Source organism: Pseudomonas sp. AC136 (assembly GCF_979258585.1).
Window position 1 is genome coordinate 3,938,514 of the sequence record NZ_OZ409865.1, and the last position, 26,818, is coordinate 3,965,331.

The 26,818-nt window shown below is 63.3% G+C and carries 22 protein-coding genes, 1 pseudogene and 1 riboswitch; of the genes and pseudogenes, 16 read left to right on the plus strand and 7 right to left on the minus strand.

What is annotated here, in order from left to right; translation table 11 throughout:
* Nucleotides 1-8: 8 nt before the first annotated feature.
* The 8 genes from thiL (at nt 9) to ACZZZU_RS17655 (ending at nt 5,792) form a co-directional block, all read left to right on the plus strand.
* Nucleotides 9-983: a thiamine-phosphate kinase gene (gene thiL / locus ACZZZU_RS17620; RefSeq protein ID WP_463551332.1), complete on the plus strand. Its 975-nt coding sequence runs from the start codon at nt 9-11 to the stop codon at nt 981-983.
* Complete coding sequence (locus ACZZZU_RS17625; RefSeq protein WP_122493439.1) at nt 970-1,497, plus strand: phosphatidylglycerophosphatase A family protein; 528 nt, start codon at nt 970-972, stop codon at nt 1,495-1,497. The genes thiL and ACZZZU_RS17625 overlap by 14 nt, the downstream gene beginning before the upstream one ends.
* A gap of 30 nt (nt 1,498-1,527) precedes the next feature.
* Nucleotides 1,528-2,277: a substrate-binding periplasmic protein gene (locus ACZZZU_RS17630; RefSeq protein WP_463551333.1), complete on the plus strand. Its 750-nt coding sequence runs from the start codon at nt 1,528-1,530 to the stop codon at nt 2,275-2,277.
* 68 nt (nt 2,278-2,345) lie between these two features.
* Nucleotides 2,346-2,963 carry a retropepsin-like aspartic protease family protein gene (locus ACZZZU_RS17635; protein ID WP_463384627.1) on the plus strand — a complete coding sequence of 206 codons (618 nt, stop codon included), beginning with the start codon at nt 2,346-2,348 and terminating at the stop codon, nt 2,961-2,963.
* A gap of 4 nt (nt 2,964-2,967) precedes the next feature.
* Nucleotides 2,968-3,837 carry a class A beta-lactamase gene (gene bla, locus ACZZZU_RS17640; protein ID WP_463551334.1) on the plus strand — a complete coding sequence of 290 codons (870 nt, stop codon included), beginning with the start codon at nt 2,968-2,970 and terminating at the stop codon, nt 3,835-3,837.
* Between the two features lie 124 nt (nt 3,838-3,961).
* Complete coding sequence (gene ribA / locus ACZZZU_RS17645; RefSeq protein WP_122493436.1) at nt 3,962-4,582, plus strand: GTP cyclohydrolase II; 621 nt, start codon at nt 3,962-3,964, stop codon at nt 4,580-4,582.
* Nucleotides 4,579-4,995: an MFS transporter gene (locus ACZZZU_RS17650; protein ID WP_463551335.1), complete on the plus strand. Its 417-nt coding sequence runs from the start codon at nt 4,579-4,581 to the stop codon at nt 4,993-4,995. The genes ribA and ACZZZU_RS17650 overlap by 4 nt, the downstream gene beginning before the upstream one ends.
* Nucleotides 4,992-5,792 (plus strand): cobalamin-binding protein, encoded by an 801-nt coding sequence (locus ACZZZU_RS17655; protein ID WP_463552151.1) that lies wholly within the window; start codon nt 4,992-4,994, stop codon nt 5,790-5,792. Before ACZZZU_RS17650 ends, ACZZZU_RS17655 begins: the two co-directional genes overlap by 4 nt.
* A gap of 238 nt (nt 5,793-6,030) precedes the next feature.
* On the opposite strand, the gene ACZZZU_RS17660 is transcribed toward ACZZZU_RS17655, so the two are convergent.
* Nucleotides 6,031-7,932, minus strand: a complete 1,902-nt coding sequence (locus tag ACZZZU_RS17660) for a TonB-dependent receptor domain-containing protein (RefSeq protein WP_463551336.1) — start codon at nt 7,930-7,932, stop codon at nt 6,031-6,033.
* An 89-nt stretch (nt 7,933-8,021) separates the two neighbouring features.
* Nucleotides 8,022-8,254, minus strand: a riboswitch (cobalamin riboswitch).
* Nucleotides 8,255-8,313: 59 nt separating this feature from the next.
* Entirely contained in the window at nt 8,314-10,491 is a 2,178-nt protein-coding gene (locus ACZZZU_RS17665) for a methyl-accepting chemotaxis protein (RefSeq protein WP_463551337.1), read from the minus strand.
* Between the two features lie 324 nt (nt 10,492-10,815).
* Between ACZZZU_RS17665 and hemN the strand changes: the two genes are divergently transcribed.
* Nucleotides 10,816-12,198 carry an oxygen-independent coproporphyrinogen III oxidase gene (gene hemN / locus ACZZZU_RS17670; RefSeq protein ID WP_463551338.1) on the plus strand — a complete coding sequence of 461 codons (1,383 nt, stop codon included), beginning with the start codon at nt 10,816-10,818 and terminating at the stop codon, nt 12,196-12,198.
* 45 nt (nt 12,199-12,243) lie between these two features.
* On the opposite strand, the gene dxs is transcribed toward hemN, so the two are convergent.
* From dxs to ACZZZU_RS17695, 5 genes are all read right to left on the minus strand, one after another.
* Nucleotides 12,244-14,166: a 1-deoxy-D-xylulose-5-phosphate synthase gene (gene dxs, locus ACZZZU_RS17675; RefSeq protein WP_463551339.1), complete on the minus strand. Its 1,923-nt coding sequence runs from the start codon at nt 14,164-14,166 to the stop codon at nt 12,244-12,246.
* Between the two features lie 656 nt (nt 14,167-14,822).
* Complete coding sequence (locus tag ACZZZU_RS17680; RefSeq protein ID WP_463551340.1) at nt 14,823-15,776, minus strand: alpha/beta fold hydrolase; 954 nt, start codon at nt 15,774-15,776, stop codon at nt 14,823-14,825.
* Between the two features lie 5 nt (nt 15,777-15,781).
* Complete coding sequence (locus ACZZZU_RS17685; protein WP_463551341.1) at nt 15,782-19,063, minus strand: acetyl-CoA carboxylase family protein; 3,282 nt, start codon at nt 19,061-19,063, stop codon at nt 15,782-15,784.
* A gap of 204 nt (nt 19,064-19,267) precedes the next feature.
* Nucleotides 19,268-20,155 carry a (2E,6E)-farnesyl diphosphate synthase gene (gene ispA, locus ACZZZU_RS17690; RefSeq protein ID WP_463551342.1) on the minus strand — a complete coding sequence of 296 codons (888 nt, stop codon included), beginning with the start codon at nt 20,153-20,155 and terminating at the stop codon, nt 19,268-19,270.
* The gene (locus tag ACZZZU_RS17695; protein WP_122453977.1) at nt 20,152-20,394 is read right to left on the minus strand and encodes an exodeoxyribonuclease VII small subunit; all 243 of its coding nucleotides are present in this window, start codon (nt 20,392-20,394) and stop codon (nt 20,152-20,154) included. The genes ispA and ACZZZU_RS17695 overlap by 4 nt, the downstream gene beginning before the upstream one ends.
* A gap of 128 nt (nt 20,395-20,522) precedes the next feature.
* Between ACZZZU_RS17695 and pcaQ the strand changes: the two genes are divergently transcribed.
* The 7 genes and pseudogenes from pcaQ to pcaK all read left to right on the plus strand — a co-directional run bounded on the left by pcaQ (nt 20,523) and on the right by pcaK (nt 26,816).
* Nucleotides 20,523-21,452 (plus strand): pca operon transcription factor PcaQ, encoded by a 930-nt coding sequence (pcaQ, locus tag ACZZZU_RS17700; protein WP_463551343.1) that lies wholly within the window; start codon nt 20,523-20,525, stop codon nt 21,450-21,452.
* Between the two features lie 104 nt (nt 21,453-21,556).
* Nucleotides 21,557-22,276 (plus strand): protocatechuate 3,4-dioxygenase subunit beta, encoded by a 720-nt coding sequence (gene pcaH / locus ACZZZU_RS17705; RefSeq protein ID WP_463551344.1) that lies wholly within the window; start codon nt 21,557-21,559, stop codon nt 22,274-22,276.
* 13 nt (nt 22,277-22,289) lie between these two features.
* A complete protein-coding gene (gene pcaG / locus ACZZZU_RS17710) occupies nt 22,290-22,895 on the plus strand; it encodes a protocatechuate 3,4-dioxygenase subunit alpha (RefSeq protein WP_463551345.1) in 606 nt (201 codons plus the stop codon).
* A 9-nt stretch (nt 22,896-22,904) separates the two neighbouring features.
* The gene (gene zapE, locus ACZZZU_RS17715) at nt 22,905-23,966 is read left to right on the plus strand and encodes a cell division protein ZapE (protein WP_463551346.1); all 1,062 of its coding nucleotides are present in this window, start codon (nt 22,905-22,907) and stop codon (nt 23,964-23,966) included.
* Between the two features lie 277 nt (nt 23,967-24,243).
* Nucleotides 24,244-25,072, plus strand: a pseudogene (locus ACZZZU_RS17720) (IclR family transcriptional regulator domain-containing protein); the annotation flags it as partial.
* A gap of 260 nt (nt 25,073-25,332) precedes the next feature.
* Complete coding sequence (locus ACZZZU_RS17725) at nt 25,333-25,470, plus strand: hypothetical protein (protein WP_463551347.1); 138 nt, start codon at nt 25,333-25,335, stop codon at nt 25,468-25,470.
* Nucleotides 25,467-26,816, plus strand: a complete 1,350-nt coding sequence (gene pcaK, locus ACZZZU_RS17730) for a 4-hydroxybenzoate transporter PcaK (protein WP_463551348.1) — start codon at nt 25,467-25,469, stop codon at nt 26,814-26,816. Before ACZZZU_RS17725 ends, pcaK begins: the two co-directional genes overlap by 4 nt.
* The last annotated feature ends 2 nt before the right edge of the window (nt 26,817-26,818 follow it).

Sequence of the window (26,818 nt, forward strand, 5' to 3'; positions counted from 1 at the left end):
CCGGAGCCGTGGGTGAGTTCGAGCTGATCCGCCGCTACTTCGCCGCTGCGCCCTGTGCGCAGCCTGGCGAGGCCGTGGTGCAGGGCATTGGCGACGATTGCGCGCTGCTGGCCCTGAACGCTGGCGAACAGCTGGCGATTTCCACCGACACGCTCGTGGTCGGTGTGCATTTTCCTGAAGCGTGCGATGCATTCCTGCTCGGGCAGCGCGCGCTGGCGGTGTCCACCAGCGACCTCGCTGCCATGGGTGCTGCGCCCATTGGTTTTACCCTCGCCCTAACCCTGCCGCAGGCCGATGCCGATTGGCTGCAAGCCTTCGCCGCCGGCCTCAACGAAATGGCGCAGGCCTGTTCGATGCGCCTGATTGGCGGCGACACCACGCGCGGGCCGCTGACCCTGACCCTCACCGTATTTGGCCGCCTGCCAGCCGGGCAGGCGCTGACCCGTGCGGGCGCTCAGGTGGGCGATTTGCTCTGTGTGGGCGGTGCATTGGGCGATGCGGCGGCGGCGTTGCCGTTGGTGCTCGGGCAGCGCGCGGCCGCCGCGCAGATTGCCGAGCCGCTGCTGGCGCGCTATTGGTCACCGCAGCCGCAATTGGCGCTGGGCCAGGCGCTGCGCGGCAAGGCCACGGCAGCCCTGGATATTTCCGATGGCTTGCTTGCCGATTGCGGCCATATCGCCTTGGCCTCGGGCGTGGCCTTGCACATCGAGCGGGATCGCTTACCGTTGTCGCCGGCCGTATCGGCCTGGCTGGATTGCGACGCCGCCTGGCAGTGCGCTGCCAGCGGTGGCGATGATTACGTGCTGGCCTTTACCTTACCGCCCAGGCACCTCGCCTTGCTTCAGCAAGACGGCTGGCCGGTGACGGTCATCGGTCGAGTGGAAAGCGGAAAAGGGGTGCACTTCCTGGATTCATCCGGTCATAGCCTTGCGCCTTCTTCGCGCGGCTTTTTACATTTTGGGGGCTCGGGTGACGCAACCTAGCAAGAAAACGGTTCCTGACGCTCCGCCTTCGGTGTGGCGCAATCCGTGGCATTTCCTGGCCTTCGGGTTTGGCTCGGGCACCTTGCCCAAAGCACCGGGCACCTGGGGTTCGTTGGTGGCGCTGCCCTTTATTCCGCTGTGGCAAATGCTGCCCGACTGGGGCTACTGGCTGATGCTCGGCGTGACCATGCTGTTCGGCTTCTGGCTGTGCGGCAAAGTGGCCGATGATTTGCGTGTGCATGACCACGAAGGCATCGTCTGGGACGAAATGGTCGGCATGTGGATCACCCTCTGGCTGGTGCCGGAAGGCTGGGGCTGGTTGCTGCTAGGCTTTGTCATGTTCCGCATTTTCGACATCCTCAAGCCGTGGCCGATCCGCTGGATCGACCGGCATGTGCACGGCGGCGTCGGCATCATGCTCGACGACCTGCTGGCCGGGGTGTTCGCCTGGCTGGCCATGCAACTGGTGGTGTGGGGCTGGGCCCAATACTGGGTGCACTCAGTGGCAAGCTAAGTGGCACGGCGGCGTTTAAGGGAACGGGCTATGCGTGGCAAGTGGTTAACAGGCAAGTGGTTCGCTCGGCTCATGGCGGTGGCGCTGCTTGTGGCGGCTGGCGGACCGATGGCGCAAGCCGCCACGCCCACGCAAATCCGCCTGGCCAGTGAGGTGTGGGTTGACCACACCAATGCCGACGGCAGCGGCATGGCCTGGGATATTCTGCGCGCCGTGTTCGAACCCGCCGGCATTCGCCTGAACATTCACAGCGTTCCTTACACCCGCTCGGTCGGCCTGGTGCAGCGCGGCGGCGCCGACGCGTTCGTGGGCTCGTACATGAACGAGATCCAGGACGGCGTGTTTTACCCACGCTGGCACTATGACGCCGACCGCATCAGCGCCCTGGGCCTGGCCGATGCGCCGGCCATCAACCTGCAAAACGTCGGCACCTTTCGCCTGGCCTGGGTGCGCGGTTATGCCTACGAAAAATATCTGCCGCATTTGAACCACTACCAAGAAGTTTATCGGCGCGACGGTATCCTCTCGATGCTGGAACTCAAGCACGTCGATTTCTACCTCGACGCCCGCACCGAAGTGCAAGAAGTGCTCGAGGAGGCCGACGACGCCACGCGCTTTCGCGCCACCGAGCTGACTGACTTGCCGCTGTACCTGGGTTTTGCCGATACCGCTGATGGTCACGCGCTGGCCCGGGTATACGACGCGCGCATGGAGCTGCTGGTGAGAGACGGCAGCCTGCGGCCCATTTTCGAGCGCTGGCAGCAACCCTATCCCTTTTGAATAACCACCACGCAACAGGCATCGACGCTATGACAAAGCACAGGAAGTACGCGCTGGCTGCCGGGCTGATGAGCCTGCTTTCATTCGGCGTGGCCACGGCGGCCGAACAGGTCATGGTGGTCGGCCTGTTCCCGGGCGCGGCGGTGATCAACGTCGATGGCGAGCGCAAGCTGGTGAAGGTCGGCAAAACCGGCCCCGGCGGCGTGGTGGTGGTCAGCGCGGACGGCAGAGGCGCGGTGCTGCGCGTGGATGGCGTGGAACGTCTGTATCCGCTGGAACGCGAATACAGCCAGGGCTTTGCCATTCCCACCAAAACCCAGGTGAGCATCGCCAAAGGCTTGGGCGGGCATTACTGGATTGCCGGTTCGGCCAACGGCCAGCCGGTGCAATTTCTGGTCGACACCGGCGCCACCACCGTCGCCATGAACGACTCGCAAGCCCGGCAGTTGGGCATCGACTACCGCGCCGTGGGCAAACCCACTGTCGTCAGCACCGCCAGCGGCACCGCCAACGCCTGGCGCGTTTCGCTGGACCGAGTGAAAGTCGGCGCCCTGGAACTGCTCGGCGTCGAAGCCACCGTACTGGACGGCCCAGCCCCCACCGAAGCGCTGCTCGGTATGAGCTTTCTCAACCGCGTGCGCTGGCGCGAAGAGCAGGGCGTTTTGATTCTGGAATCGAAAAACTAGGCCTATGACGCTTCTCTTGAAACGCCGCACCTTTCTCCTCGCCGCCGCTGCATTGCCGCTATTGCCTGCCTGGGCCGTTGAGTCGAGCGATGCGGTGCAACGCCTCAAACAGCTGGAAACCACCTTCGCTGGCCGCCTTGGCGTGGTGGCGCTGAACACCGGCAACGGCGAGGTGCTCAGTTACCGGGGCGACGAACCTTTCCCCTTGTGCAGCACCTTCAAGGCCATGCTCGCCGGGGCCATTTTGCAACGCAGCGTGTTAACGCCAGGGCTGTTGGACGAGCGCATCACCTATCGCAAAAGTGACTTGGTCTCGTACTCGCCGGTCAGCGAAAAGCACGTGCAAGACGGCATGACCGTCGCCGAGCTGTGCGCCGCTACCGTGCAGTACAGCGACAACAGCGCCGCCAACCTGCTGATGAAATTGCTCGACGGCCCGGAAGGGCTGACCACCTTTGCCCGCTCCATCGGCGACCATCACTTCCGCCTGGAACGCTGGGAAACCGAATTGAACAGCGCCATTCCCGGCGACCTGCGCGACACCACCACGCCGCTCGCCATGGCCCACAGCCTGCAACGTCTTGTTGTCGGTGACGCCTTGCCGGATTCGCAGCGCCAGCAACTGCAAACCTGGCTGCGGGGCAACACCACGGGGGCCACGCGTATCCGCGCTGGCGTACCGGCGAATTGGCAGGTCGGCGATAAAACCGGCACTGGCGATTACGGCACCACCAACGATGTGGCTGTGCTCTGGCCACCCGGCAAAGCGCCCGTTGTGCTGACGCTGTACCTGACGCAAACCATCAAGGACGCAAGCCCGCGTAACGAAACGCTGGCGGCGGCCACGCGCGTGGTGGTCGATTGGTTGCAATGAGGCTATATCGATCAACCACTTTGATCTTTATAGCCAGCAATTCAGGCTGACCGACGCGCAAAGCCTGCTGCTACAATGCCGCCCCCGTGCGAAATTTCCGCCATTTCCTTATTAGGAGCATACGGTGTCTGTCGTCTTCGTCGCCGCCTCCCAACTGCCCACTCCCTTTGCCGTCTTCACCATGCATGGCTTTCTTGAAGAAGGCACCGGCCGTGAACACGTCGCGCTGACTCTCGGCGATGTGGCTGACGGCGCGCCAGTGCTGGGCCGTTTGCACTCCGAATGCCTCACCGGTGATGCCCTGTTCAGCCTGCGCTGCGACTGTGGTTTTCAACTGGAAGCGGCGTTGGCTGCCATCGCCAAAGAAGGCCGCGGCGTGCTGCTGTACCTGCGTCAGGAAGGCCGTGGCATTGGCCTGATGAACAAAATCCGCGCCTATGAACTGCAAGACGGCGGCGCCGACACCGTCGAAGCCAACGAGCGTCTGGGCTTTGGCGCAGACCAGCGTGATTACTCGATCTGCCTGCCGATGCTCAACCATCTGGGCATCACCTCGCTGAAGCTGATGACCAACAACCCGCGCAAACTCAAAGCGCTGGCCGATATGGGCATTCCGGTGGCCGAGCGCAAGCCGCTGCAAATCGAACACAACCCGCACAACAAGTACTACCTGGCGACCAAGGCCGGAAAACTCGGGCACCTGTTGGGCAACCAACACCAAGGCGAGGCCGAGGAAAGCCTGTGACCCGCAACGAGGTGCGCAAGCGGCTCGACCTGCTGTGGTGGCGGCAACTGGCGCTCACCTTGGCGCCAGTGTTTATCGTCAACCTGCTGTTCGGCGCCGATAAAACCGTGTCGGTGCTGGCCATGCCGCTGTTCATCGGTGGCCTGGCTTCCCTGTTCGTCAGCCTGCCGTTATTCAGCGCCTACAAGCGCGGCCTGATCGCCACCGAACAAGCCCTCGACACCCCGGAAGAACCCGCCGCCTGGCTGGACCTCGCCGCTCGGCGTCGTCTGGCTTTTCTCGGTGCAGGCCTGCCCGCCTGGATCGCCGCCATCGCCGTGTTTACCGGCCTGGAAGCCATTCCGCTGATTCTCCTCGCGCTGGCCAGCGTGGTGCTGCTGGCGCTCTACCGTATCCCTCGCCAACTCAGCTGATGCGCCTCCTGCTCGCCTGCCTGCTGTGCACGCTGACCTGGCCGGCAGCGGCGCAGTTGCGCGTGGTGAGCCTGGCGCCATCGCTTAGCGAAGTCATGCTCGAACTGGATGCCGCCGACTTGCTGGTTGGCGTACTCGACGGTGGTGAACGCCCGGCTGCCTTGGCCGCGCTGCCTTCGGTGGGCCGCTACGGTCAGCTGGAAATGGAAGGGCTGCTGGCACTCAAGCCTGACTTGCTGCTGCTCTGGCCCGACAGCATCAGCGCCGCGCAACGCCAACAACTGATCGGCTTCGGCATTCCGCTGTTCGAGGCCCAGCCCCACACCTTGTCGCAACTGGCCGAGCAGTTTCAGGCCATCGGCGAGCGGGTAGGCCGCGCTGAAAACGGCCGCGAGCGCGCCGATGCATTCCGCCAGCGCCTGGCATCGCTGCAACAGCGCTACCGGCGTGATGAGCCGTTGCCGGTGTTCTATCAGGTCTGGAACTCGCCGCTGTACACGGTGGGTGGGGCGCAGATCATCAGTGATGCGCTGGGCGTATGCGGGGCGAAAAACGTATTTGCCGACGTGGCGCTGCCCGCGCCGCAAGTGAGTGTGGAAGCGGTGCTGCAGCGCGATCCCCATGTGATTGTTGGTGGCGATCAGGCGCAATTGGAAAGTTGGGCGCGCTGGCCACAGCTTAAAGCGGTGCGGCGTGGGCAATTGCTGGTGCTGCCGGATAAAGGCATTGAGCGGCCGAGTTTGCAGATGCTTGGGGCGACTGAGCGGCTTTGTGAGGCGTTGGCGGGGATGCGTTGAGCGGTTTGAAGCGCTTAGCCGGTATTTTCATGAAGCGCGCCCGGCTCGAAATTCTGGATTCCCGCCTGCGCGGGAATGACGGAGGTTTATGTCATTTCCCCCGTCATCCTCGCGCATGCGGGGATCCAGAATTGTGGTCTTTACGCAACTCTTTGGCCGCTTATGCCGCTCCCACAGGGGACGCGCGCGCGGTTTATAAAACTGTAGGAGCGGCTTCAGCCGCGATTCCTGCAAACGCCTAAATCGCCGGCGTCCACACAAACCCAAGCGTCGCCGTGCGCCCATCCTCCCGATACCCGTGGTACTCGCCGTCATGGTTGTACAGCGCCCGGCTGTAGTCTTTATCCAGCACGTTATCGACACTAAAATTCAGCACCAGCTCCCCCGACGCCTGCCAACTGCTGCGCAACCCCAGCAGTCCATATCCGGGCAATTCCCGCGTATTACCCACGTCGTCGTAGCTGCCGCTCACGGCTTGCCAATTGGCGCCGAGGCTCACTGCGCCAAAGCGGCGATCGAGGTCCAGGTTCAAGGTGCGCTTGGCCCGGCGCGGCAAGGCGTGGCCGGTTTCGCGGTCGCGGGCGTCGAGCCAGGTGGCGTTGGCCGAGGCTTGCCAGCCGAGCACGTCGCGCTCCAGCGTCAGCTCCACGCCTTGTAAGCGCGCGGTGTTGAGGTTCACCGCGCAGTACAAAAACGTCGCCGGGTCGCAGAGCACGGTGCTGATCAGGTCGCGTACGTCGTTGCGGTAAGCGGCCAGGCTCCAGCGCGTGGCCAGGTACTCGCCGCGCACTTGCAGCTCGTAAGTTTTCGAGTGCTCGGGTGACAGGCCCGGATTGCCGACATAGCCATTACCGTCATCCGGCCAGTACAGCTCGTTGTAAGTCGGTGCGCGGAAGCCTTCGCTGTAGGAGGCGATCACCGATGTGCTGTCGCCCACCGGCACGGTCAACGCGCCGTTCCAGGTGTTCTCGCTACCGAACTGTTCATTCTTGTCTCGGCGCAATCCCAGCTCGGTGGCGAACCACTCGCCCTGGAAACGATGTTGTGCAAAAGCGGCCTGGTTCCAACGGGTTTGTTGGTTGTATTGGGTGCTGCTGTGCAATTGGTCCTCGTAGAAATCGACCCCGGCGAGCACGGTGTGCTGCTCGCCTAGTTCCAAGGTGTTCAACCACGACACGGAGTCGCGGTAGGTGTTGAACACGCTCACTTCGTCGCTGAGTTTGTCTTGGCTTTTCTGCCGGCTTTCGCTGTGGCCGACTTCCCAGCGACTGCTCCAGAGGTCGTTGAACTGCGCGTCGACAAAACCGCTGGCGCTGCTGAGGGTGAAGTCGGTGTAAGGCTGCTGCGGATAGCTGAGGAAGGTGCTCATGTCGAAGCGACCGAACGGGTTGTCGTACTCGTTGCGGCCGCGTTGGTCCAGCAGGCTGACGCCGCCTTCGACGCGCTCGTTGAATTGGTGGCTGAGGTTGAAGCTCAAGGCTTTGTTGCGGTAGGCGTCGTGGTCGCTGTCGGAATCGTAGGACTGGCCGGTGCGGTCGCTGCCGGCGGTTTCGTCGAGGCTGCCGTTGAGGCTGAAGCGCGTCTGTTCATCGCCGCCACTGAGGCCCAGGCTGCGCTGCCAGCTTTGGTGACTTCCGGCGCTCACGGCCAGGCGCGGTTGCAGGCCGCTGTCGCCGCGACGGGTGAAAATCTGCACCACGCCGCCAATGGCATCGCTGCCATACAAGGCCGAGCGCGAGCCGCGTACCACCTCGATGCGTTCGATTTGTTCGAGGCTTAAAAACTGCAGACTGGCGCCGCCATCGGAGGCCGAACCGATGCGTTGGCCGTCCACCAGAATTAGGCTTTGAGTGTTGCTGCTGCCCCGAATAAACAGTGAGGTGTTGCTGCCGCGCCCACCGTTCTGCACCAGTTGCACGCCAGGCACGCGGGTGAGCAGGTCGGTGATGGAGCGGGGCTGCAAACGCTCGATGTCAGCACGGGTGAACACCTTGGCAGCAGCGGTGGCCTGCGCTAACGGCTCGGCGTTGCGGCCGGAGGTGATGACCATTTCTTGCAGCTTCAGCACTTGGTCAGTGCTTTGCGCCTGCACCACAGCGGGCAGCAGCAGCGCGGGCAGGGCGAGATGTCGGTACTTCATGGAGTATTCCTCAAAAGATTTTTGAGGAGGGCATGGGCAAGCGTGGCGCTTGAAGGCGCCTGCGCTTGATGGTGCTGCCCTCCGCAACACCAGTCGATTCCATGCAGGCCGGTCTCCGGGCTCTCGACTGAAAGGGCATCCTTTCCTGCCGCGATCACCTTCCCAGGAAACAACCCAGTGGTGTGTCGATCGGGCATGCAGCGTGGCTGCGGTCGATTACCGTTGCGGGGGCAGCGCCGGGATGGCTCCTATGGAGCGCACCGGCTTCCCGTTTAACGCCGGGCTCGTGTGAGCCGGACGCACCTGCGTGGATAAACGCCGCGCACCGTAGCGGTGGCGGCGGGGTGGGTCAAGAGGGTGGGGCGTTGCAGCAAACGCGGTTTACGCGCTTGGCTCTGCCTGCCCAAGCCGGCTGGCGGCTTTGTGCAGGTCGAGCACCAACCGCTCCAGAGCACGGGCGGCGAGCTGGGTCTGGTTTGCGGCTTCGGCGCTTTGGCCCGCGCCTGAACTGATGGTTTGCGCTTGCAGATTGGCGGCTTGAGCTTGGTCGCGCTGCGATTGCATGGCGCGGCTGATTTCGCCGATCTGCATTTGCATGCCCGCCACCTCCTCATGAATGCGCTGCAACGCCTGGTTAGCCTGCGTGGCTTGGTCAACGCTGGTGCCGACGCTGGTTTGGCATTGCTGCATCGAGCCAACCGCCTGCACGGCTTGCTGACGCATGCTGTGCAGGCTCTGGGCGATAGCGTGCGTGGCCTCGGCGGTGCGCTGGGCGAGGTTGCGCACTTCCTCGGCAACCACGGCAAAGCCACGTCCCGACTCGCCGGCCCGCGCGGCTTCAATGGCGGCGTTGAGCGCCAACAGGTTGGTTTGTTCGGCGATGCCGCGAATGGTTTCGCTGATGCTCTGCACCGCCACCGTGTGTTGGCTCAGGCCTTCGATAGTGCGGGTGGCATCGCTGACCAGGCTGGCCAGGCGGCTGATTTGTTCGGTGGTCTGCTGCACCACGCTGGCGCCTTCCTTGGCCAGTTGCAGCGCTTGTTGCGAGGCATGTTCGCTGCCCAGGATGTGCTCAGTCATGGCGCTGATGCTGTGGCTAACCCCTTGGGTGGCTTCGGCGGTCGCTTGGGCGGCGCTGTTCTGCTGGTTGGCGCACAGGCTTACGGTGCTGGAGGTCTGGTTGAGCGCGGCGCTGGTGTGGTGCAGCGCGCTGCCGGCAGAGACGATGCTCTGCATGGTGTCGTCCATCTTGTCGACGAAGCTGTTGACCCAGCCGGCCAGCGAGCCGGTTTCATCGGCTTGCAAATGGGTGGCGCTGAAGCGGTTGCTCAGCGGCGCGCCGCATTCGGCGGTGTCCAGGAAGAAGTCGCACAGCGCCTGCAATTTCTGGCTGCGCGGACGCAGGCTGAAGTACCAGAAGTTGAACAACACCAGCGCGCTCACGCCAAACAGCGCCCAAGGCAAATGTTCACCTTGCCAGCCCAGGCCGGCGTGGGCGCCGTACAGCAACGCGGCGGCGACCCCGACATTCAGCAGCAGCGCTTTGAGCAAGGTGTAACTGAGGCTGCGCGGGCGATACACCTCTTCCAGATCGCCCTCGCACATCATCCCCCAGGTATCGGGCGACCCGGGCAGGTTGAGGGTCAGGCCGGCGCCGACTACGGGCACGCGGCGGTAATCCGGGTAGCCGGGATACAGCACGAACAGGTTGCTGCCGCAGCGCATGGTTTCGCGCACGCCGGGGTGCAACTCCTGGGTGGCGGGGTCGGTAAAGCGCAGTTCGAATTCGGTGTGCTGGGTAACGCGCACGGTGCCGAACGGGGTGTGCACGCCGTCCTTGAGGTTTTCGCCAGCGCTGAAGGTGCTGTCTTCAAAGCGTGAGCGCGACAGCGCGGTGCCGGGCGCGATGGCCGGGTCATACACCGACTTGATCATAAATAAATAGTTGTCGCCGGAGTCGCGGTACACGTGGCCGGCTTCGCGTTGGATCAAGTCGCTCATCACATCGTTGGGAATGCGCGCGCACAGGCAGGCGACGGTTTTGCCGGCGACGATCAGCGGCTGGTGAAACATCAGCGTCACGGCGTCATGGAAGCGCGAGGTGGTGGCACCGAGCGTGGCGGTGACTTGATCTTTGTAAGGCCCGAGCAGAAACGGCGCGCGAAGACCGGCGGCCAGCGCTTTGGCGTCGTGGCGTTGCCCCACTCGCGGCGCATGGGTGGAGGCGAGCAACGTGCCGTCGGCGCTGACCACAAACAGCTCCGACACCTCGCGCATCGGCTCGGCAATGCGCTGCAACTGGGCGGCATCCACGCGCGGCCATTGCTCGCTCAGCGTTGCCGCTACCTGATGCAGTTGCTGCCAATGTTGCTGCGTCCAGCCGAGCAACAACTGCGCGCGCGTGTTGGCCATGCCGGTAAAGGTTTTTTCCAGTCGCGCCGCCTGGTTGCGGTTGATCAGGCTGGCCCAGCGCAAGGCCCATTTGTTGTGCGTGCCCCACCAGGGCAGCCAACGCTTCTCGCGGCCGCTGAGGGCCATCTCGTGACTTTTAAGGTGCATGTCGGTGCTCGCAAATGACAAAGGGCAGTGCTTTGTCTAGCGTGCGCTTATTGCAATAACAGGACCGAAAGGCGCCGCTACTGGCCGATTGATGGCGCAATGACGCATTTCGCCAGATGAATGTCGCTTTTCCAGATGGGACGTACGTACTTTCCTCCGAAAGGTGTTGCCTCGAGCCGGCCGCAGTGCTGGGGGTGCGCCGTATTGGTGCATGTCAGACGTCGGTTCTCCTGTAGGGATTTTCCGTCGGGTTGCGTCAAGTCAAGATCCGCTTTGTCGCAGCTTCCTAGACTGGCCGCCCACGCACTGCACCGGACCGCCGCCATGCTCGACGCCATTCATTGGGATGCTGACCTGATTCGCCGTTACGACCGCCCCGGTCCTCGCTACACCTCATACCCCACCGCGTTGCAATTCAACGAAAACGTCGCCGGCAGCGCCTTGGTGCATGCCCTGAGCGAAAGCCGCGCGGCGTTGCGGCCGTTGTCGGTGTATGTGCACGTGCCGTTCTGCGCCAACATTTGCTACTACTGCGGCTGTAACAAGGTGATCACCAAAGACCGTGGTCGCGCGGTGCCGTATTTGCAGCGCCTGCATGAAGAAATCAGCCGCGTCGCCAGTCAGCTCGACCGTCGCCAGGTAGTCGAGCAACTGCATTTCGGCGGCGGCACGCCAACCTTTCTTGGCCACACCGAGCTGCGCGAATTGATGCAGCACCTGCGCGAAAACTTCACCCTGCTCGACGGTGACAGCGGCGACTACGGCATCGAGATCGACCCGCGCGAAGCCGATTGGTCGACCATGGGCCTGCTCCGCGAACTGGGCTTCAACCGCGTCAGCCTGGGCGTTCAAGACCTCGACCCGCAGGTGCAACAAGCCGTCAACCGCCTGCAAAGCTTTGAGCAGACCCGCGCCATCGTCGAAGCGGCGTGGACCCTGCAATTTCGCTCGGTGAACATCGACCTGATTTACGGCCTGCCGAAACAGACGCCCGACCGTTTTGCCCGCACCGTAGACAAGGTGATTGAGCTGCAACCGGATCGCCTGTCGCTCTTCAACTACGCCCACTTGCCGGAGCGCTTTAAGCCGCAACGGCGCATCAGCGCGGACGACCTGCCAAGCCCGGCAGCCAAGCTGGAAATGCTTCAGCGCAGCATCGAACAGCTGACAGCGGCGGGCTATGTGTACATCGGCATGGATCACTTCGCCCTGCCGGACGACGAACTGGCGGTGGCGCAGGAAGATGGCATGTTGCGGCGCAACTTCCAGGGCTACACCACCCATGGGCATTGCGACCTGGTGGGCTTGGGCGTGTCGGCCATCAGCCAGTTGGGCGATGTGTACTGCCAGAACAGCAGCGACCTGCCGCTTTATATGGCCGCCATCGACGAAGGCCATTCAGCCGTGGTGCGTGGGCTGTTGTGCAACGATGACGACCGCATTCGCCGTGCCGTCATCCAGCAACTGATCTGCGCCTTCAAGCTCGATTTCAGCCTGATCGAAAGTGCGTTCAACATCGAGTTTCGCGGTTACTTCAACGAGGTGTGGCCGCAGCTGCAGCAGTTCGCGCGGGACGGTCTGATCGCCTTGAGCGACAACGCCATTCAGGTGCTGCCCGCCGGGCGCTTGCTGGTGCGCTCGGTGTGCATGCTGTTCGATCACTATTTAAGCGAGCAGAACAGCCAGCGATTCTCGCGGGTGATCTAAACGAAAAGGCCGGTCAATTGACCGGCCTTTTTCATGGCGAAGCGTTTACGCCGTAAGGGTGGGCGGCAAGCCGGCCGGCTCGAGCAGCGCCAGGCGCTCGCGAACCGCCGCCTCGATACCCGCAGCGTCCAGCCCACATTCAGCCAGCATGGTCTGCGGCTTGGCATGTTCCACGTAGATATCCGGCAAGCCCAGGTGCAGCACGGGCTTGAGCAGATTCTCGCGCGCCAAAAACTCGCTAACCGCCGCGCCCGCGCCACCCATGATGGCGTTTTCTTCGACGGTCACCAGCAGCTCATGTTCAGCCGCCATCTGGCGAACCAGGGCTTCGTCCAGGGGTTTGACGAAGCGCATGTCCACCACCGTGGCATCCAGCTTCTCGGCCACCAGCAGCGCATCGGCCAGTTGCACGCCGAACACCAACAGCGCGACGCCCTGGCCCTTGCGGCGGACCACGCCTTTGCCGATTTCCAATGGCACCAAGGCGGGGTCGATCGCCGCATTGGGACCCGAGCCGCGCGGGTAACGCACCGCCGCCGGGCCGTTGAACAGGTAGCCGGTGGTCAGCATACGGCGCAGCTCGTTTTCGTCGCTTGGCGTCATCACCAGAATGCCGGGAATGCAGCGCAGGTAAGACAAATCGAAACTGCCGGCGTGGGTCGGACCGTCTTCGCCCACCAGGCCCGCGCGGTCAATGGCGAACAGCACATCCAGATGCTGCACCGCCACGTCGTGAATCAGCTGGTCGTAACCACGCTGCAAGAACGTCGAATAAATCGCCACCACCGGCTTCGCGCCTTCGCAGGCCATGCCGGCGGCGAGGGTGACGGCGTGCTGCTCGGCAATCGCTACGTCGAAATAGCGCTGCGGAAAACGCTCGCTGAAGGCGACCAGATCCGAGCCTTCTTTCATCGCCGGGGTGATGCCCGTCAGGCGCGCATCGGCCTCGGCCATGTCACACAGCCACTGGCCAAACACCGCCGAATACTTCGGCCCGCTGGGCTTTTTCGGCACGGCTGGCGCGTTGACCGGCTCCAGCTTGGTGATGGCGTGGTAACCAATCGGGTCCAGCTCGGCCGGCGCGAAGCCTTTGCCTTTTTTGGTGATCACATGCAGGAACTGCGGGCCTTCCAGCTCGCGCATATTGCGCAAAGTGGTAATCAGCGTCGGCAGGTCGTGACCGTCGATAGGCCCGATATAGTTCCAGCCCAGCTCTTCGAACAAGGTGCCCGACACCAACATGCCTTTGGCGTGTTCTTCGGTTTTACGCGCGATTTCCCAGGCGCCCGGCAGGCGTGACAGCACTTTTTTGCTGCCCTCGCGCATGTTGGCGTAGGTGCGGCTGGAGAGAATTTTCGCCAGGTGATTGGACAGACCGCCGACGTTTTTCGAAATCGACATGTCGTTGTCGTTGAGCACCACGAGCATGTTGGCCTTCACGTCGGAGGCGTGGTTCAACGCCTCGAACGCCATGCCCGCCGTCAGCGCGCCATCACCGATTACCGCCACCGACTTGCGCTTGCTGCCTTGCAACTGAGCGGCAATCGCCATGCCCAGCGCGGCGCTGATGGAGGTGCTGGAATGGCCGACGCCAAAGGTGTCGTACTCGCTTTCACTGCGACGCGGGAAGGCGGCGATGCCGTCTTTCTGCCGCAGCGTGTGCATCAGCTCGCGGCGCCCGGTGAGGATTTTATGCGGATACGCCTGATGGCCTACGTCCCACACCAGCCGGTCGTCCGGGGTGTCGAACACATAGTGCAGCGCGATGGTGAGCTCGATGACACCCAGGCCGGCACCGAAGTGTCCGCCGGTTTTGCCAACGGTATACAGCAGCTCCTGGCGCAGCTCATCAGCGAGGATTTCCAGCTCGGCTTCGCCCAGGCGACGCAGACCAACAGGCGTCTCTGCACGGTCGAGCAGCGGCGTAGCGGGGCGTTCGCGGGGGAACTCGTGAAACGTCGTCGGCATCAGGCAAATCGTTATAGGTATAAAAGATGGCGCAGTTTACCTGATGCGGTAGGGCTTTTCGTAGGGTGGGTGTGAAGGGGGGAAGGAAATACCGATGTCCGGGGGATTTCCGGGGATGTCCCTGGCCGTTGGCAACCCACCGTCATCCCCGCGCAGGCGGTGGTCCGACAATTCGGGATCCAGAGTCTCGGGTCGAGCGCGGTAGATGGCGTGGAGGTATTCATTACCGCGTGAGCTGAACGTTTTGGTTTCGCGCCTTACGCGCGAGTCACTTTTAGCATTGCCGGATTGCCGGACCACCCAAAAGTAACCAAAAGGTCTAGCCCCTACCTTGGGTCTGCGCTGCGCTCCGACTTCCCTCATTCCGCCGACGCTCCGGGGGCACGGCGAGACGGGCCATCCTTGGCCCGACACGCCTTTCGCGGCTCCCGGCCGCTCAACCCCCTCCACGTCGACTCCACTCGGCCTGCGATAAACGGGGCGGGTAGATCACAAGCGGTAGATCACAAGCCGTAGATCACTAGCCAGATCAAAAGCCAGATCAAAAACTCGCGGCTGAAGCGGCTCCCACAGAAAGCTCATTTTCGACGCATCTCTGAACCTGTGGGAGCGGCTTCAGCCGCGAGCTTTTGATTTTTTTGCTCCGCCAGCGGCCATCACGCCGCGTAATGCCGCCGCAAAAACTCCAACAAAATCCCGTTCACCCGCTCTGCCTGTTCGTTCTGTATCCAGTGCCCGCACTCTTTGAGTACGTGCTGTTCCAGACGCGGCACCAGCTCGCCCATTTTCTTGATGGTATACGCCTCCAACTTGCCGACCGGGTCGTCTTCGCCCAGCAGAAACACGGTCGGTTGCAGCACCTGCCGTCCGGCGAGGAATTCGGTGGTTTCCCAGTTGGTGCGGAAGTTGCGGTACCAGTTCAGCGGGCCATGGAAGCCGTGTTTGCTCAGGGTGTCGCGGTATACGGCGAAGTCGGTTTCGTTGCACCAGTCGGGAAAGGTGGTGGGCGTGGGTACGCCTTCCAGTAAGCGGGCGTCGGCGGGTTTGGGTTGCAGGAACACCTCGCCGGTGCCGCCGATCAGCAGGCGCATGCTGCGTTCGATGTCGGCGTTCAGTTCGGCTTCGGCCGCGCCCGGTTCCTGGAAGTAGACGATGTAGTTGAATCGCCCGGCGTTGGCCTCGCGCATGATGTCGATGGCGGGGCGTTTCGGGCGGCCGCCGAAGGGCACGGACATGGCGCCCAGCACACTGACTCGCTGCGGTTCCAGCAACCCCAGGTGCCAGGCCACCGGCGCGCCCCAGTCGTGGCCGATGACGCAGGCGTCGGTGTGGCCGAGCAGGTCCATGGCGCCCTGGATGTCGGCGCACAGGGTCAGAATCTGATACGCCTCGATTTCCTCAGGCGCGGTGCTGTCGCCGTAGCCGCGCATTTCCGGGGCATATACGCGGTAACCGGCTTCGGCCAGTGCCGTCATCTGGCTGCGCCACGAGTACCAGCATTCGGGGAAACCGTGCAGCAGCCACACCGGCCGCCCATTTTCCGGGCCGGCGCTGTACACGCTAAGGGTGATGCCGTTTACGTCGAGGCGTTGCTGTTCGAACTGATTCATAGCGGTCACCAAGTGTCCACGAAGGAGCGTTTTTTGCCGTCACGTTTGGCCGGGCGCGGGGCGGCGTTGAGGCCGCGTACCAGCCAGCCGCGGGTTTCCACAGGGTCGATCACGGCGTCGATTTCCAGGTAGCTGGCCATGTTGATGCCTTTGCCGGCCTGGTAGGCCTTGGCCACTAACTTGTCGAAGAGTTTTTGCCGTTGCGCGGGATCTTCCAGCGCCGCCAGCTCTTTGGAGAAGCCAAGCCGCACGGCGCCTTCAAGCCCCATCGCGCCAAATTCAGCGCTGGGCCAGGCGATGGTGAACAGCGGTGAGTGGAAGCTGCCGGCGGCCATCGCCTGCGCGCCAAGGCCGTAGCCTTTGCGCAATACCACGGTGAAGAACGGCACGCTGAGGCTGGCGGCGGTGACGAACATGCGCGACACATGGCGCACGGTTGCCTGCTTTTCGGCGTCCGGGCCGACCATAAAGCCAGGCGTGTCGCACAGCGACAGCAGCGGAATATCGAAGGCGTCGCACAGCTGCATAAAGCGCGCGGCTTTATCGCCGGCCACCGCGTCGATGGCGCCGCCCAGGTGCGCGGGGTTGTTGGCGATCAGGCCGAACGGCTGGCCCTCGATTCGAATAAACGCGGTGATCAAACCGGGCGCGAACTGGCGGCGCAGTTCCAATACCGAGTCGTGGTCGGCGAGGGTGGCGATCACCTGGCGAATGTCATAAATGCGCAGGCGATTTTCCGGAATCACTTGGCGCAGCTCGCGCTGGTCGGCGCATTGCCAGTCGCTGAGCGGGCCTTGGAAATACGACAGGTATTGCTTGGCGGCGCGCACCGCCTCGGCTTCGTCGGCGACGGCGATGTCGACCACGCCATTCGGCCCTTGCACACTCACCGGCCCAACCTGCTCCGGGGTAAACGTGCCCAGCCCGCCGCCTTCGATCATGGCCGGGCCGGCCATGCCGATGCTGGCGTTGGCGGTGGCGATGATGACGTCGCAGCAGCCGAGCAGTGCCGCGTTGCCGGCGAAGCAACGGCCCGACACCACGCCCACCAGCGGCACCAGGCCGGACAGCTTGGCCATGCCGATAAAGGTGTGGCAGTCCAGGCCCGCCACGCCGACGAAATCGGTGTCGCCGGGCCGTCCGCCGCCGCCTTCGGCAAACAGCACCACGGGCAGGCGCCACTGCTCGGCGAGCTGCAACATGCGGTCGGTTTTCTTGTGGTTCATCACGCCCTGGGTGCCGGCGAACACGGTGTAGTCGTAGGCGATGGCCATGCAGCGGCTGTGCTCGGCACCGAACTGCGCGGCGTTGACGGTGCCGATGCCGCTGACCAAGCCGTCGGCCGGGCTTTGTGCGATCAGGTCGTCCACCGAGTTGCGGCGCCGCCGTGCGGCCAGGGCGAGGGCGCCGTATTCGATAAAGCTGTCGGCATCCAGCAAGTCATCGAGGTTTTCGCGGGTGGTGCGTTGTCCGGTTTTGCGCCGCTTGGCCACCGCCTGCGGACGGCGTTCGTCGCGGGTCAGGGCGTTGCGTTCGAGCACTTCGGCGAGGTCGGCGCGGATGTGGTCGAGGTCGATGCTTTCTTCGGTGTGGTGCTGTTGTTGCGCGACGTCGGCCGGCTGAATGAACACCAGCGGCTGGTTGGCGAACAGGTTGTCGCCCGGCGCGACGGCCAGGCTGTGAACGATGCCGCTGTGGGCCGCCTTCACCACAAACTCCATCTTCATCGCCTCCAGCACGGCGATGCTCTGGCCCACCGCCACTTCATCGCCGGCCTGCACATCCAGGCTGACCACCACACCGGCGCTCGGCGCGTCGAGGGCGATGCAGCCAATGGGCGTATCGGCGGTTTGCAGTGGCTGAGCGGCGCCCGAGGCTTGGGGGAAAAACAGGTGGCGGTGCGCCTGTTCCTGCGGCGCCAGCAAGTCGCTGATCTGCGTTTCAACAAAACGGGTGGTCACCTCGTTGCGCTGCACGTGCGGGTGGCGCAACAGGTTTTGTAGAAAGTGGATATTGCTCGCCACGCCTTCCAGGCGGAATTCGCACAACGCCCGGTAGGCGCGGCGTAGCACGGCGGAATAGGCGTCGTTGGCGTGCACGATGAGTTTGGCCAGCAGCGAGTCGTAGCTGCTGCTGGTGGCGTAACCGCTGTAACCGCAGCCGTCGACGCGAATGCCCGCGCCGCTGGGCGGCTCGTAGGCGCTCAACAGGCCGGCGGCGGGTTGCACGCTGCCATCGGCGTTCATGCTTTCCAAGTTGATCCGCACCTGCACGGCGAACCCGCGTGGCGCCGGAATGTGCGCTTGCTGCAAGCCCAGCTCAGCCAGGCTCGCGCCACCGGCCACGCGCAGTTGCGCTTGCACCAGGTCGATGCCGGTGACTGCTTCGGTGACGGTGTGCTCCACCTGCAAGCGCGGGTTGGCTTCCATGAACACGAAGTCGCCGTTGTCGGCGTCGAGCAGAAATTCGAAGGTGCCGAGGGTTTTGTAATTCACGGCGCGCGCCAGTTTAAGCGCGGCTTCGAGCATCGCCTCGCGCACGGCGGTTTCAAGGGTTGGGCTGGGGGCGATTTCCACCAGCTTCTGATTGCGCCGCTGCAACGTGCAGTCGCGCTCCCACAGGTGCACCACCTCTTCACCGTCGCCCAGCACTTGCACTTCGATATGCCGCGCATTGCGAATCAGCCGCTCGACATACAGGTCGCCATTGCCAAACGCCGCCTTGGCTTCCGATTGGCAGCGGGCGTAGGCCTCGGCCACCTCATCACTGCTGTGCACCGCACGCATACCGCGCCCGCCGCCGCCGGCCAGGGCTTTGATCATCATCGCGCCGCCGTTCAGCTCGGCCATAAACGACTGGGCGCGGGCCAGGCTGGTGGGCTGATTGGTGCCGCTGGCCAATGGCACGCCGCAGCGGATGGCCAAGGTGCGCGCTTGGGTTTTGTCGCCGAATTGCTCCAGCACGGCGGCATCGGGACCCACGAAAATCAGCCCGGCCGCTTTGCACAGCCGCGCGAACTCGGCGTTCTCAGCGAGAAAGCCATAGCCGGGGTGCACCGCATCGCAGCCTTGGGCCTGAGCGATGGCGATGATCTGCTGCATGTCCAGATAAGCGCTCACGCCCCGGCCGCTAAGACTCACCGCCACATCGGCCTTGCGCGTATGCAACGCCGCCGCTTCGTCCTCGGCATATATCGCCACGCTGCGGATATCCAACTCAGCGGCGGCGCGGGCAATGCGAATGGCGATCTCGCCACGGTTGGCGATCAGCAGATTACGAATGGGCATGGCTGCTCCCTGGTTTTTATTGGCATTCGTTCAGGGCGTAGAGCTTAGGCGCCGGCCAGCCTGCAGCGAAAGCTTGCTGGCTGGGGCGAATGGCGGGGCAGTGGCGGGGGTGATAGTGGACCGGTTCAGCTTGGCGCGAAGGTGCCGGCCATTCCCCTCTCCCGATGCGCGAGAAGGTGCCCGAAGGGCGAGTGAGGGGCGCTTTTAGCTGCGTCGCTCAACGATATACCGCGCCAGATCGCGCAACGGCTCAGCCGCTTCACCAAAGGGGCGCAAGGCGTGCAGGGCGAGGTCGCGCAATTCCAGCGCGTACGATTTGGCCGCGTCCAAGCCGAGCAAGGCCGGGTAGGTGGGTTTGTGGTTGGCTTCGTCTTTGCCCTGGGTTTTGCCCAGCGTGGCGGTGTCGCTTTCGACGTCGAGAATGTCGTCCTGCACCTGAAAGGCCAGGCCCACGGCCTGCGCATACTCTTGCAGTGCGCGTAGCGACAGGGCGTCGGCTTCACCGCTGGCCAGGGCGCCGAGGCGCACGCTGGCTTCTATAAGCGCGCCGGTTTTGTGCCGGTGCATCACTTCCAATGCGTGCTGGTCGAGCCATTGGCCAACAGAGCCAAGGTCGATGGCCTGGCCGCCGACCATGCCGGCCGGGCCCGCCGCTTTGCTCAGGCTGCTGATCATGTCCAGGCGCACCTCGGCGTCCAGCGGGTTGCGCTGGGCATCGGCGAGTACATCAAAGGCCAGGGTTTGCAGGCCGTCGCCGGCCAGGATCGCGCTGGCTTCATCGAAGGCTTTGTGGGTGGTGGGCTGGCCGCGACGTAGGTCGTCGTCGTCCATGGCGGGCAGGTCGTCGTGCACCAGGGAATAAGCGTGAATCAACTCGACCGCGCAGGCCGCCGCATCGGCCCGTTCGGGCTTACCGCCCAGCGCTTCGCACGCGGCATACACCAACAGCGGACGCACGCGCTTGCCGCCGTTGATGACGCTGTAGCGCATGACTTGGTAAATGGTCGAGAGTTCGGGGCGGGGTGCGTGGAACAGCTCGTCGAGCTTGGCATCCACGCGGGTCTGGCAGGTTTTCTGGTACGCCGCGATCATGCTTGCTCGTCCGCGTCGAAGGGAGCTTCCTCCAGCTCGCCGTCGCGCTCCAAGAGGATTTGCACCTTCTGTTCCGCCTGCGCCAACGCGCCCTGGCATTCACGCGTCAGGCGGATGCCTTGCTCAAACGCGGTGAGCGAATCCTCGAGCGACAACTCGCCGTTTTCCAAGCGCTCGACCAGGGTCTGCAACTCGGCAAGGGATTGTTCGAAATCGACGGCGGCTTTTTTGCGGGCCATGGGCAGGGGTCTCGGCAGGCTGGAACGGGCGGGAGGCTAGCAGAGCAGGGCAGGTGGGGCAAACCGCATGCAGTTGTCTCGGGCTGCCTTCCCTTGCAGACTGGTTGCCCGCGCGAGGGCTGAAGCCTATGAACATCGATACCCGCATCAAATTCCGCCACCTGGTGTGTTTCCTCGAAGTCGCCCGTCAGGGCACCTTGGCGCGCGCGGCAGATAAGCTGGCGGTGAGCCAGCCGGCCATTTCCAAAACGCTGAAAGAACTGGAAGAACTGCTCGGCGCCACGCTTTTTGAACGCAGCAAGGCCGGCGTGGCGCTCACCGAGGCAGGCGTGGCGTTTATGCGCTATGCCGGCCCGTGCGTGCAGGCGCTGCGCGACGGGGTGAACAGTTTGCGCAGCGGCGAGCACGAGTCCGGCACGGTGCGCCTGGGCGTGTTGTCGACGGTGGAAAGCCTGCTGATTCCCGAGGTGGTGCGCCGGCTTCACGAGCGGCACCCGGCACTGGTGGCCAGCGTGGTCACGGGGCCAAGCGCGTATTTGTTGTCGCAGCTGCATGTGGGCGAGTTGGATTTGGTGGTCGGCCGCATGACCGACAGCCCGCAAATTCAAGGGCTGACGTTCGAGCATCTGTACAGCGAGTCGATGACCCTGGTGGTGCGCGCCGGCCACCCGTTGTTGAGCGAAGCTCAGGCCCAGCAGTCATTGCAGGATTATCCGCTGGTGCTGCCCCTGGCCGGCACCACCATTCGCAAATACGCCGACGCGCTGTTCGTGCAGTGCGGTATCGCCCAACCGCGCCAGCGGCTGGAGACGTTGTCGTTGAGCTTGAGTCGCCGGTACGTGCAAAGCAGCGACGCGGTGTGGATTGCGCCCTACGACGCGGTGCAGCTGGATCTGGCCAATGGCGATCTCGCCGAGTTGCAGCTGGGCATCAAGGAGCCGGGCGGTTCGGTGGGCATTTGCAGTAACGCGGCGTTGCCGTTGTCGCTGGCGGCGCACTGGAGCGTGGAGGTGCTGCGCGAGGTGGGGCAGGCGTATCGGGAAAAGCGATTTCCATAACCATTTGGTTATGGATGGCCGTTTAACTTTCATTTTCCCGCGTCGCTTTGTCGCAGCAGACTAGCCATCTTGTTTGTCCGATAAATCTAACAAAGGAGAAGGACATGTCTGATACAGACAGCAGTCGCTTCGTCATCCGTGACCGCAATTGGCACCCCAAAGCCCTGACGCCTGACTACAAAACCTCTGTGCCCCGTTCGCCGCGCCAAGCGTTGGTGAGCATTCCGCAATCTGTTTCCGAAACCACCGGCCCTGACTTTTCCCATCTGAAAATGGGCGAGCACGACAACGATCTGCTCCTCAATTTCAACAACGGCAGTTTGCCGGTGGGCGAGCGCATCATCGTGGCGGGTCGTGTGTGCGACCAGTACGGCAAGCCAATTCCCCATACGTTGGTGGAGATGTGGCAGGCCAATGCCGGTGGCCGCTATCGCCATAAGAACGACCGTTACCTGGCGCCGCTGGACCCGAATTTCGGCGGCGTGGGCCGTGCCCTCACCGACCGCGACGGTTATTACAGCTTCCGCACCATCAAGCCCGGCCCGTACCCGTGGCGCAACGGCCCGAACGACTGGCGCCCGGCGCATATCCACTTCTCCATCAGCGGCCCGTCGATCGCCACGCGCTTGATTACGCAGCTGTATTTCGAAGGCGATCCGCTGATTCCGATGTGCCCGATCGTGAAGTCGATTGCCAATCCGGAGGCGGTACAAAGCCTGATCGCCAAGCTCGATATGAGCGCGGCCAATCCGATGGATTGCCTGGCGTATCGCTTCGATATCGTGTTGCGCGGGCAGCGCAAGACCCACTTCGAAAACATTTAAGCAGGGTGAGTCCATGCCTATTCAATTGCTGAACGAAACCCCCTCGCAAACCGCAGGCCCGTATGTGCACATCGGCCTGGCCCTGAGCGCGGCCGGCAACCCGCCGCGTGAGCAGGAAATCTGGAACGAGATGGCCAAGCCCGACGCGCCAGGCGAGCACATTGTGCTGCTGGGAAATGTGTACGACGGCAACGGTCATCTGGTGCGCGATTCGTTTCTGGAGTTCTGGCAAGCCAACCACGAAGGCCAGTACGACGCCGATTACAACCTGGAAAAACCGTTCAATAGCTTCGGCCGTACCGCCACCACCTTTGATGCCGGTGAGTGGACGCTGCACACCATCAAACCCGGCGTGGTGAAAAACGCGGCGGGTGTGCCGATGGCGCCGCATATCAACGTGTCGTTGTTTGCCCGGGGCATCAATATTCACCTGCACACGCGCTTGTATTTCGATGACGAGGCTCAAGCCAATGCGCAGTGCCCGGTGCTCAATCTGATCGAGCAGCCGCAGCGCCGCGAAACCCTGATCGCCACGCGCTGCGAGGTTGACGGCAAGCTGGCTTACCGCTTCGATATCCGTATTCAGGGCGAAGGTGAGACGGTTTTCTTTGATTTCTAAGGGTGGGTTTTGACGTCCGATAACGCCGAGCCCGTTGGCCTGCGCATTCAGCGGCGCTTCAGTGATGCGCTGGAAGCCCGGGGTTACCGGGCCGACAACGCGCAACAAGCCGCCATCGATACCCTCGCCAGCTGGCTAGACGCCTGGCTGGCGGGGCGTCGTGGTTGGCTGCGCAAGCCCGTTGCCGGCATTTATCTGTGGGGCGGCGTGGGGCGCGGCAAGAGTTTTGTGATGGACACCTTCTTCGCCGCCGCACCCGTGCAAGCCAAGCGCCGCGTGCATTTTCATGCGTTTTTGCAGGAGGTGCAGCAGCGCATGGGCGCTTTTACCGGGCAGAGCGAGCCGTTGGTGCGCGTCGCCCGTGAGGTGGCGCAGGAGGCGCGTTTACTGTGCTTCGACGAATTCCATGTGCATGACATCGCCGATGCCATGTTGCTTGGCCGCTTGCTCAAGGTGCTGGTGGACGAAGGCGTGGGGTTGGTCTGCACCTCGAACTACGCGCCGATCAACCTGTGCCCGAATCCGCTGTATCGCGACCGTTTCAAACCGGCCATCGAGCTGCTGGAATCGCGGTTCACCGTGCTTAATCTGGATGCCGGCGAAGACTACCGCGAGCGTGCCGGGGCCCAGGAAGCGTGGGGGCATTACGCCTGGCCGTTGTGCCCGGCACTGAGCGATTGGTTGGAGCAGCAGTTGGAGTTCAGCGCGGCGGTTGAGCGCGACGCCGTGCTGGCGGTCAATCACCATCCGCTGCGTGTGCAGGCTTACGAGGGCAACCGCGCGTTGCTGGATTTCGATGAGCTGTGCCGCCATCCCCATTCCAGTTCGGACTTTCTTTGGCTCTGCCAACGCTTCCGGCGCATCGCCATTTATGGCGTGCCGCGGCTGGATAGCGAAGGCATCGACGTGCAGCAACGCATCCTCAACTTCGTCGACATCGCCTACGACAGCGGCGTGAATTTGCTGCTTGGCTGTGAAGCCGAATTGGACGAAGTGTGTCGGCCCGGCTCGCACCTGGACTTTGTGCGCACCCGCAGCCGCTTGCGTCAGCTCACTGCGCAGACCTTCTAAACCGTTGCAGGGAAATTGAGCCGGCCTGCCGACGCGCGGGTAGCGCGGCGGTGGCAGGGCTCGGACAGAGAAGGGAAACACCGAGGTATTTCCAAGGCCCAGCCTTGTGAGCCGAACCTGTGCCGCCACCGATGTGGGCGCAGCGGCGTCACGGTAGGCGCCGTGCCCGAGAGGGTCAATTGCGATAATCGAACTTCGGTTCGATAATCGGCCACACTTCATCCAGAGCGTTTCTGGCCAGGCTGCACGAGACCTATAACAACATGACTGACGAAGCCCGCATCACCCTGCCACCCCTGGCGCCGCCGATTATTGCCTCGCCGGCCAAACGCATCGAAGCCTTCACCGGCGACCCGAATTTCATGACCTCCCTGGCCCGTGGGCTGGCGGTGATTCATGCGTTTCAGGAACGCAAACGCCACCTGACCATCGCCCAGATCAGCCACCGCACGGAAATCCCCCGTGCCGCCGTGCGCCGTTGCCTGCACACGCTGATGAGCCTGGGTTACGTGACCACCGACGGGCGCACCTACTCGCTGCTGCCTAAAGTGCTGACCTTGGGCCACGCCTATTTGTCGTCGACGCCCTTGGCCGTTACCGCGCAACCGATTCTCGACCGACTCAGCGAACAGCTGCACGAGGCCTGCTCCATGGCCACGCTGGAAGGCGACGAAATTCTCTACATCGCCCGCTCGGCGACACCGCAGCGTTTGATCTCGGTGGACCTCAGCGTCGGCAGTCGTTTACCGGCGTACTGCACCTCGATGGGCCGCATTTTGCTGGCCGCGCTGGATGACGCCGCGCTGGACGATTACATCGACCACGCCGAGATGCAGATCAAAACCAGCCGCACCGTGCACACGCCGGATGCGCTGCGCGCCAGTGTGGCCGAGATCCGCCAGCAGGGCTGGGTGATCATTGACCAGGAACTGGAAGTGGGGCTGCGCTCGATTGCGGTGCCGCTGAAAGATTCAGCCGGCCAGGTGCTGGCGGCGTTGAACGTGGGCACCCACGCGGGGCGGGTGTCGCGGCAGGAGTTGGAGACGCGCTTTTTGCCGGTGTTGTTGGAGGCGAGCAAGGAGTTGAGTACGCGGTTGTTTCATTAACCGCTAGCCCTCACCCCTAGCCCCTCTCCCGCAGGCGGGAGAGGGGCTAGGGGTGAGGGCTAGCGGTCAAGCTCCCTCGCCCGCTTGCGGGAGAGGGCGGGGGGTGAGGGCGAGGCGTCACGTCGATCCACAAGTGTTCGATAAACGCCCAATTAGTCGATTATCGGATTGAATCGCCCCCATCCCGCTGCGTACTGTTGGCCTTCGGTCGTTCCGTGCGACCACGCTTTGCTTCCAATAAAAACAAATGAGAGCCAGCCATGGATTTGCGTTCACCGCAGCGCACCCGCGCTTCGCTGATGTCTGCTGCGCAGCGCCTGTCCAGCCCGTCCCTCATTCCTGTTCCATTCGCCTGCAGTGCCATGGCGAAGAAAAACTCACAGGAATTGCTCGCATGACCAGCCCTGCTCACGTGCCCACCACCGGCACGCTCGACGTACAAACCTTTATCAACGCCCAGCCGCTTTCCCGTTACCAGTGGAAGATCGTGCTGCTGTGTTTTCTCATCGTTTTCCTCGACGGCCTCGACACCGCCGCCATGGGCTTTATCGCCCCCGCGCTTACGCAGGACTGGGGCGTGGATCGCGCCAGCCTCGGCCCGGTGATGAGCGCCGCGCTGATTGGCATGGTCTTCGGCGCCCTCGGCTCCGGGCCGCTGGCTGACCGCTTCGGGCGCAAGGTCGTGCTGGTCGTGGCGGTCGGCTTGTTTGGTTTCTTCAGCCTGATTTCCGCGTTCAGTACCAGCCTCGATCAATTGCTGGTGCTGCGTCTGCTCACCGGCTTGGGCCTGGGCGCGGCGATGCCGAATGCCACCACGCTGCTGTCCGAGTACACCCCGGAGCGTTTGAAGTCGCTGCTGGTGACCAGCATGTTTTGCGGCTTCAACCTGGGCATGGCCGGCGGCGGGTTTATTTCGGCGAAGATGATTCCGGCGTTCGGCTGGCACAGCTTGCTGCTGCTGGGCGGCATCTTGCCGTTGATTCTGGCGGTGGTATTGCTGGTGTGGCTGCCGGAGTCGGCGCGTTTTCTGGTGGTGCGCAATCGCGGCGCCGACAAGGTGCGCAAGGTGCTGGCGCCCATCGCGCCGGCTGAAGTGGGCCTAGCCAATGACTTCAGCGTGCCGGAGCAGAAAACCGTGCAGAGCCGCAACGTGCTGAAGGTGGTGTTTTCCGGCACTTACAGCGCCGGCACGTTGTTGCTGTGGCTGACCTATTTCATGGGCCTGGTCATCGTTTACCTGCTCACCAGCTGGTTGCCGACGTTGATGCGCGACAGCGGCGCGAGCATGGAGCAGGCGGCGTTTATCGGTGCGTTGTTCCAGTTTGGCGGCGTGCTCAGTGCCGTTGGCGTGGGCTGGGCGATGGATAAATTCAATCCGCACAAAGTCATCGGCACGTTCTACCTGCTGGCCGGCGTGTTTGCTTATTTCGTCGGGCAGAGCCTGGGCAAGGTCACGGTGTTGGCGACCTTGGTGCTGTTGGCCGGCATGTGCATCAACGGCGCGCAATCGGCGATGCCATCGTTGGCGGCACGTTTCTACCCGACCCAGGGCCGCGCCACTGGCGTGTCATGGATGCTCGGCATTGGCCGCTTCGGCGCCATTCTCGGTGCCTGGATCGGCGCCACCTTGCTGGGCTTGGGCTGGAATTTCGAGCAGGTGCTCACTGCGCTGGTGCTGCCGGCGGCAGTGGCCAGCGTCGCCGTGGTGATCAAAGGCATGGTTAGCCACGCCGACGCCACCTAAGC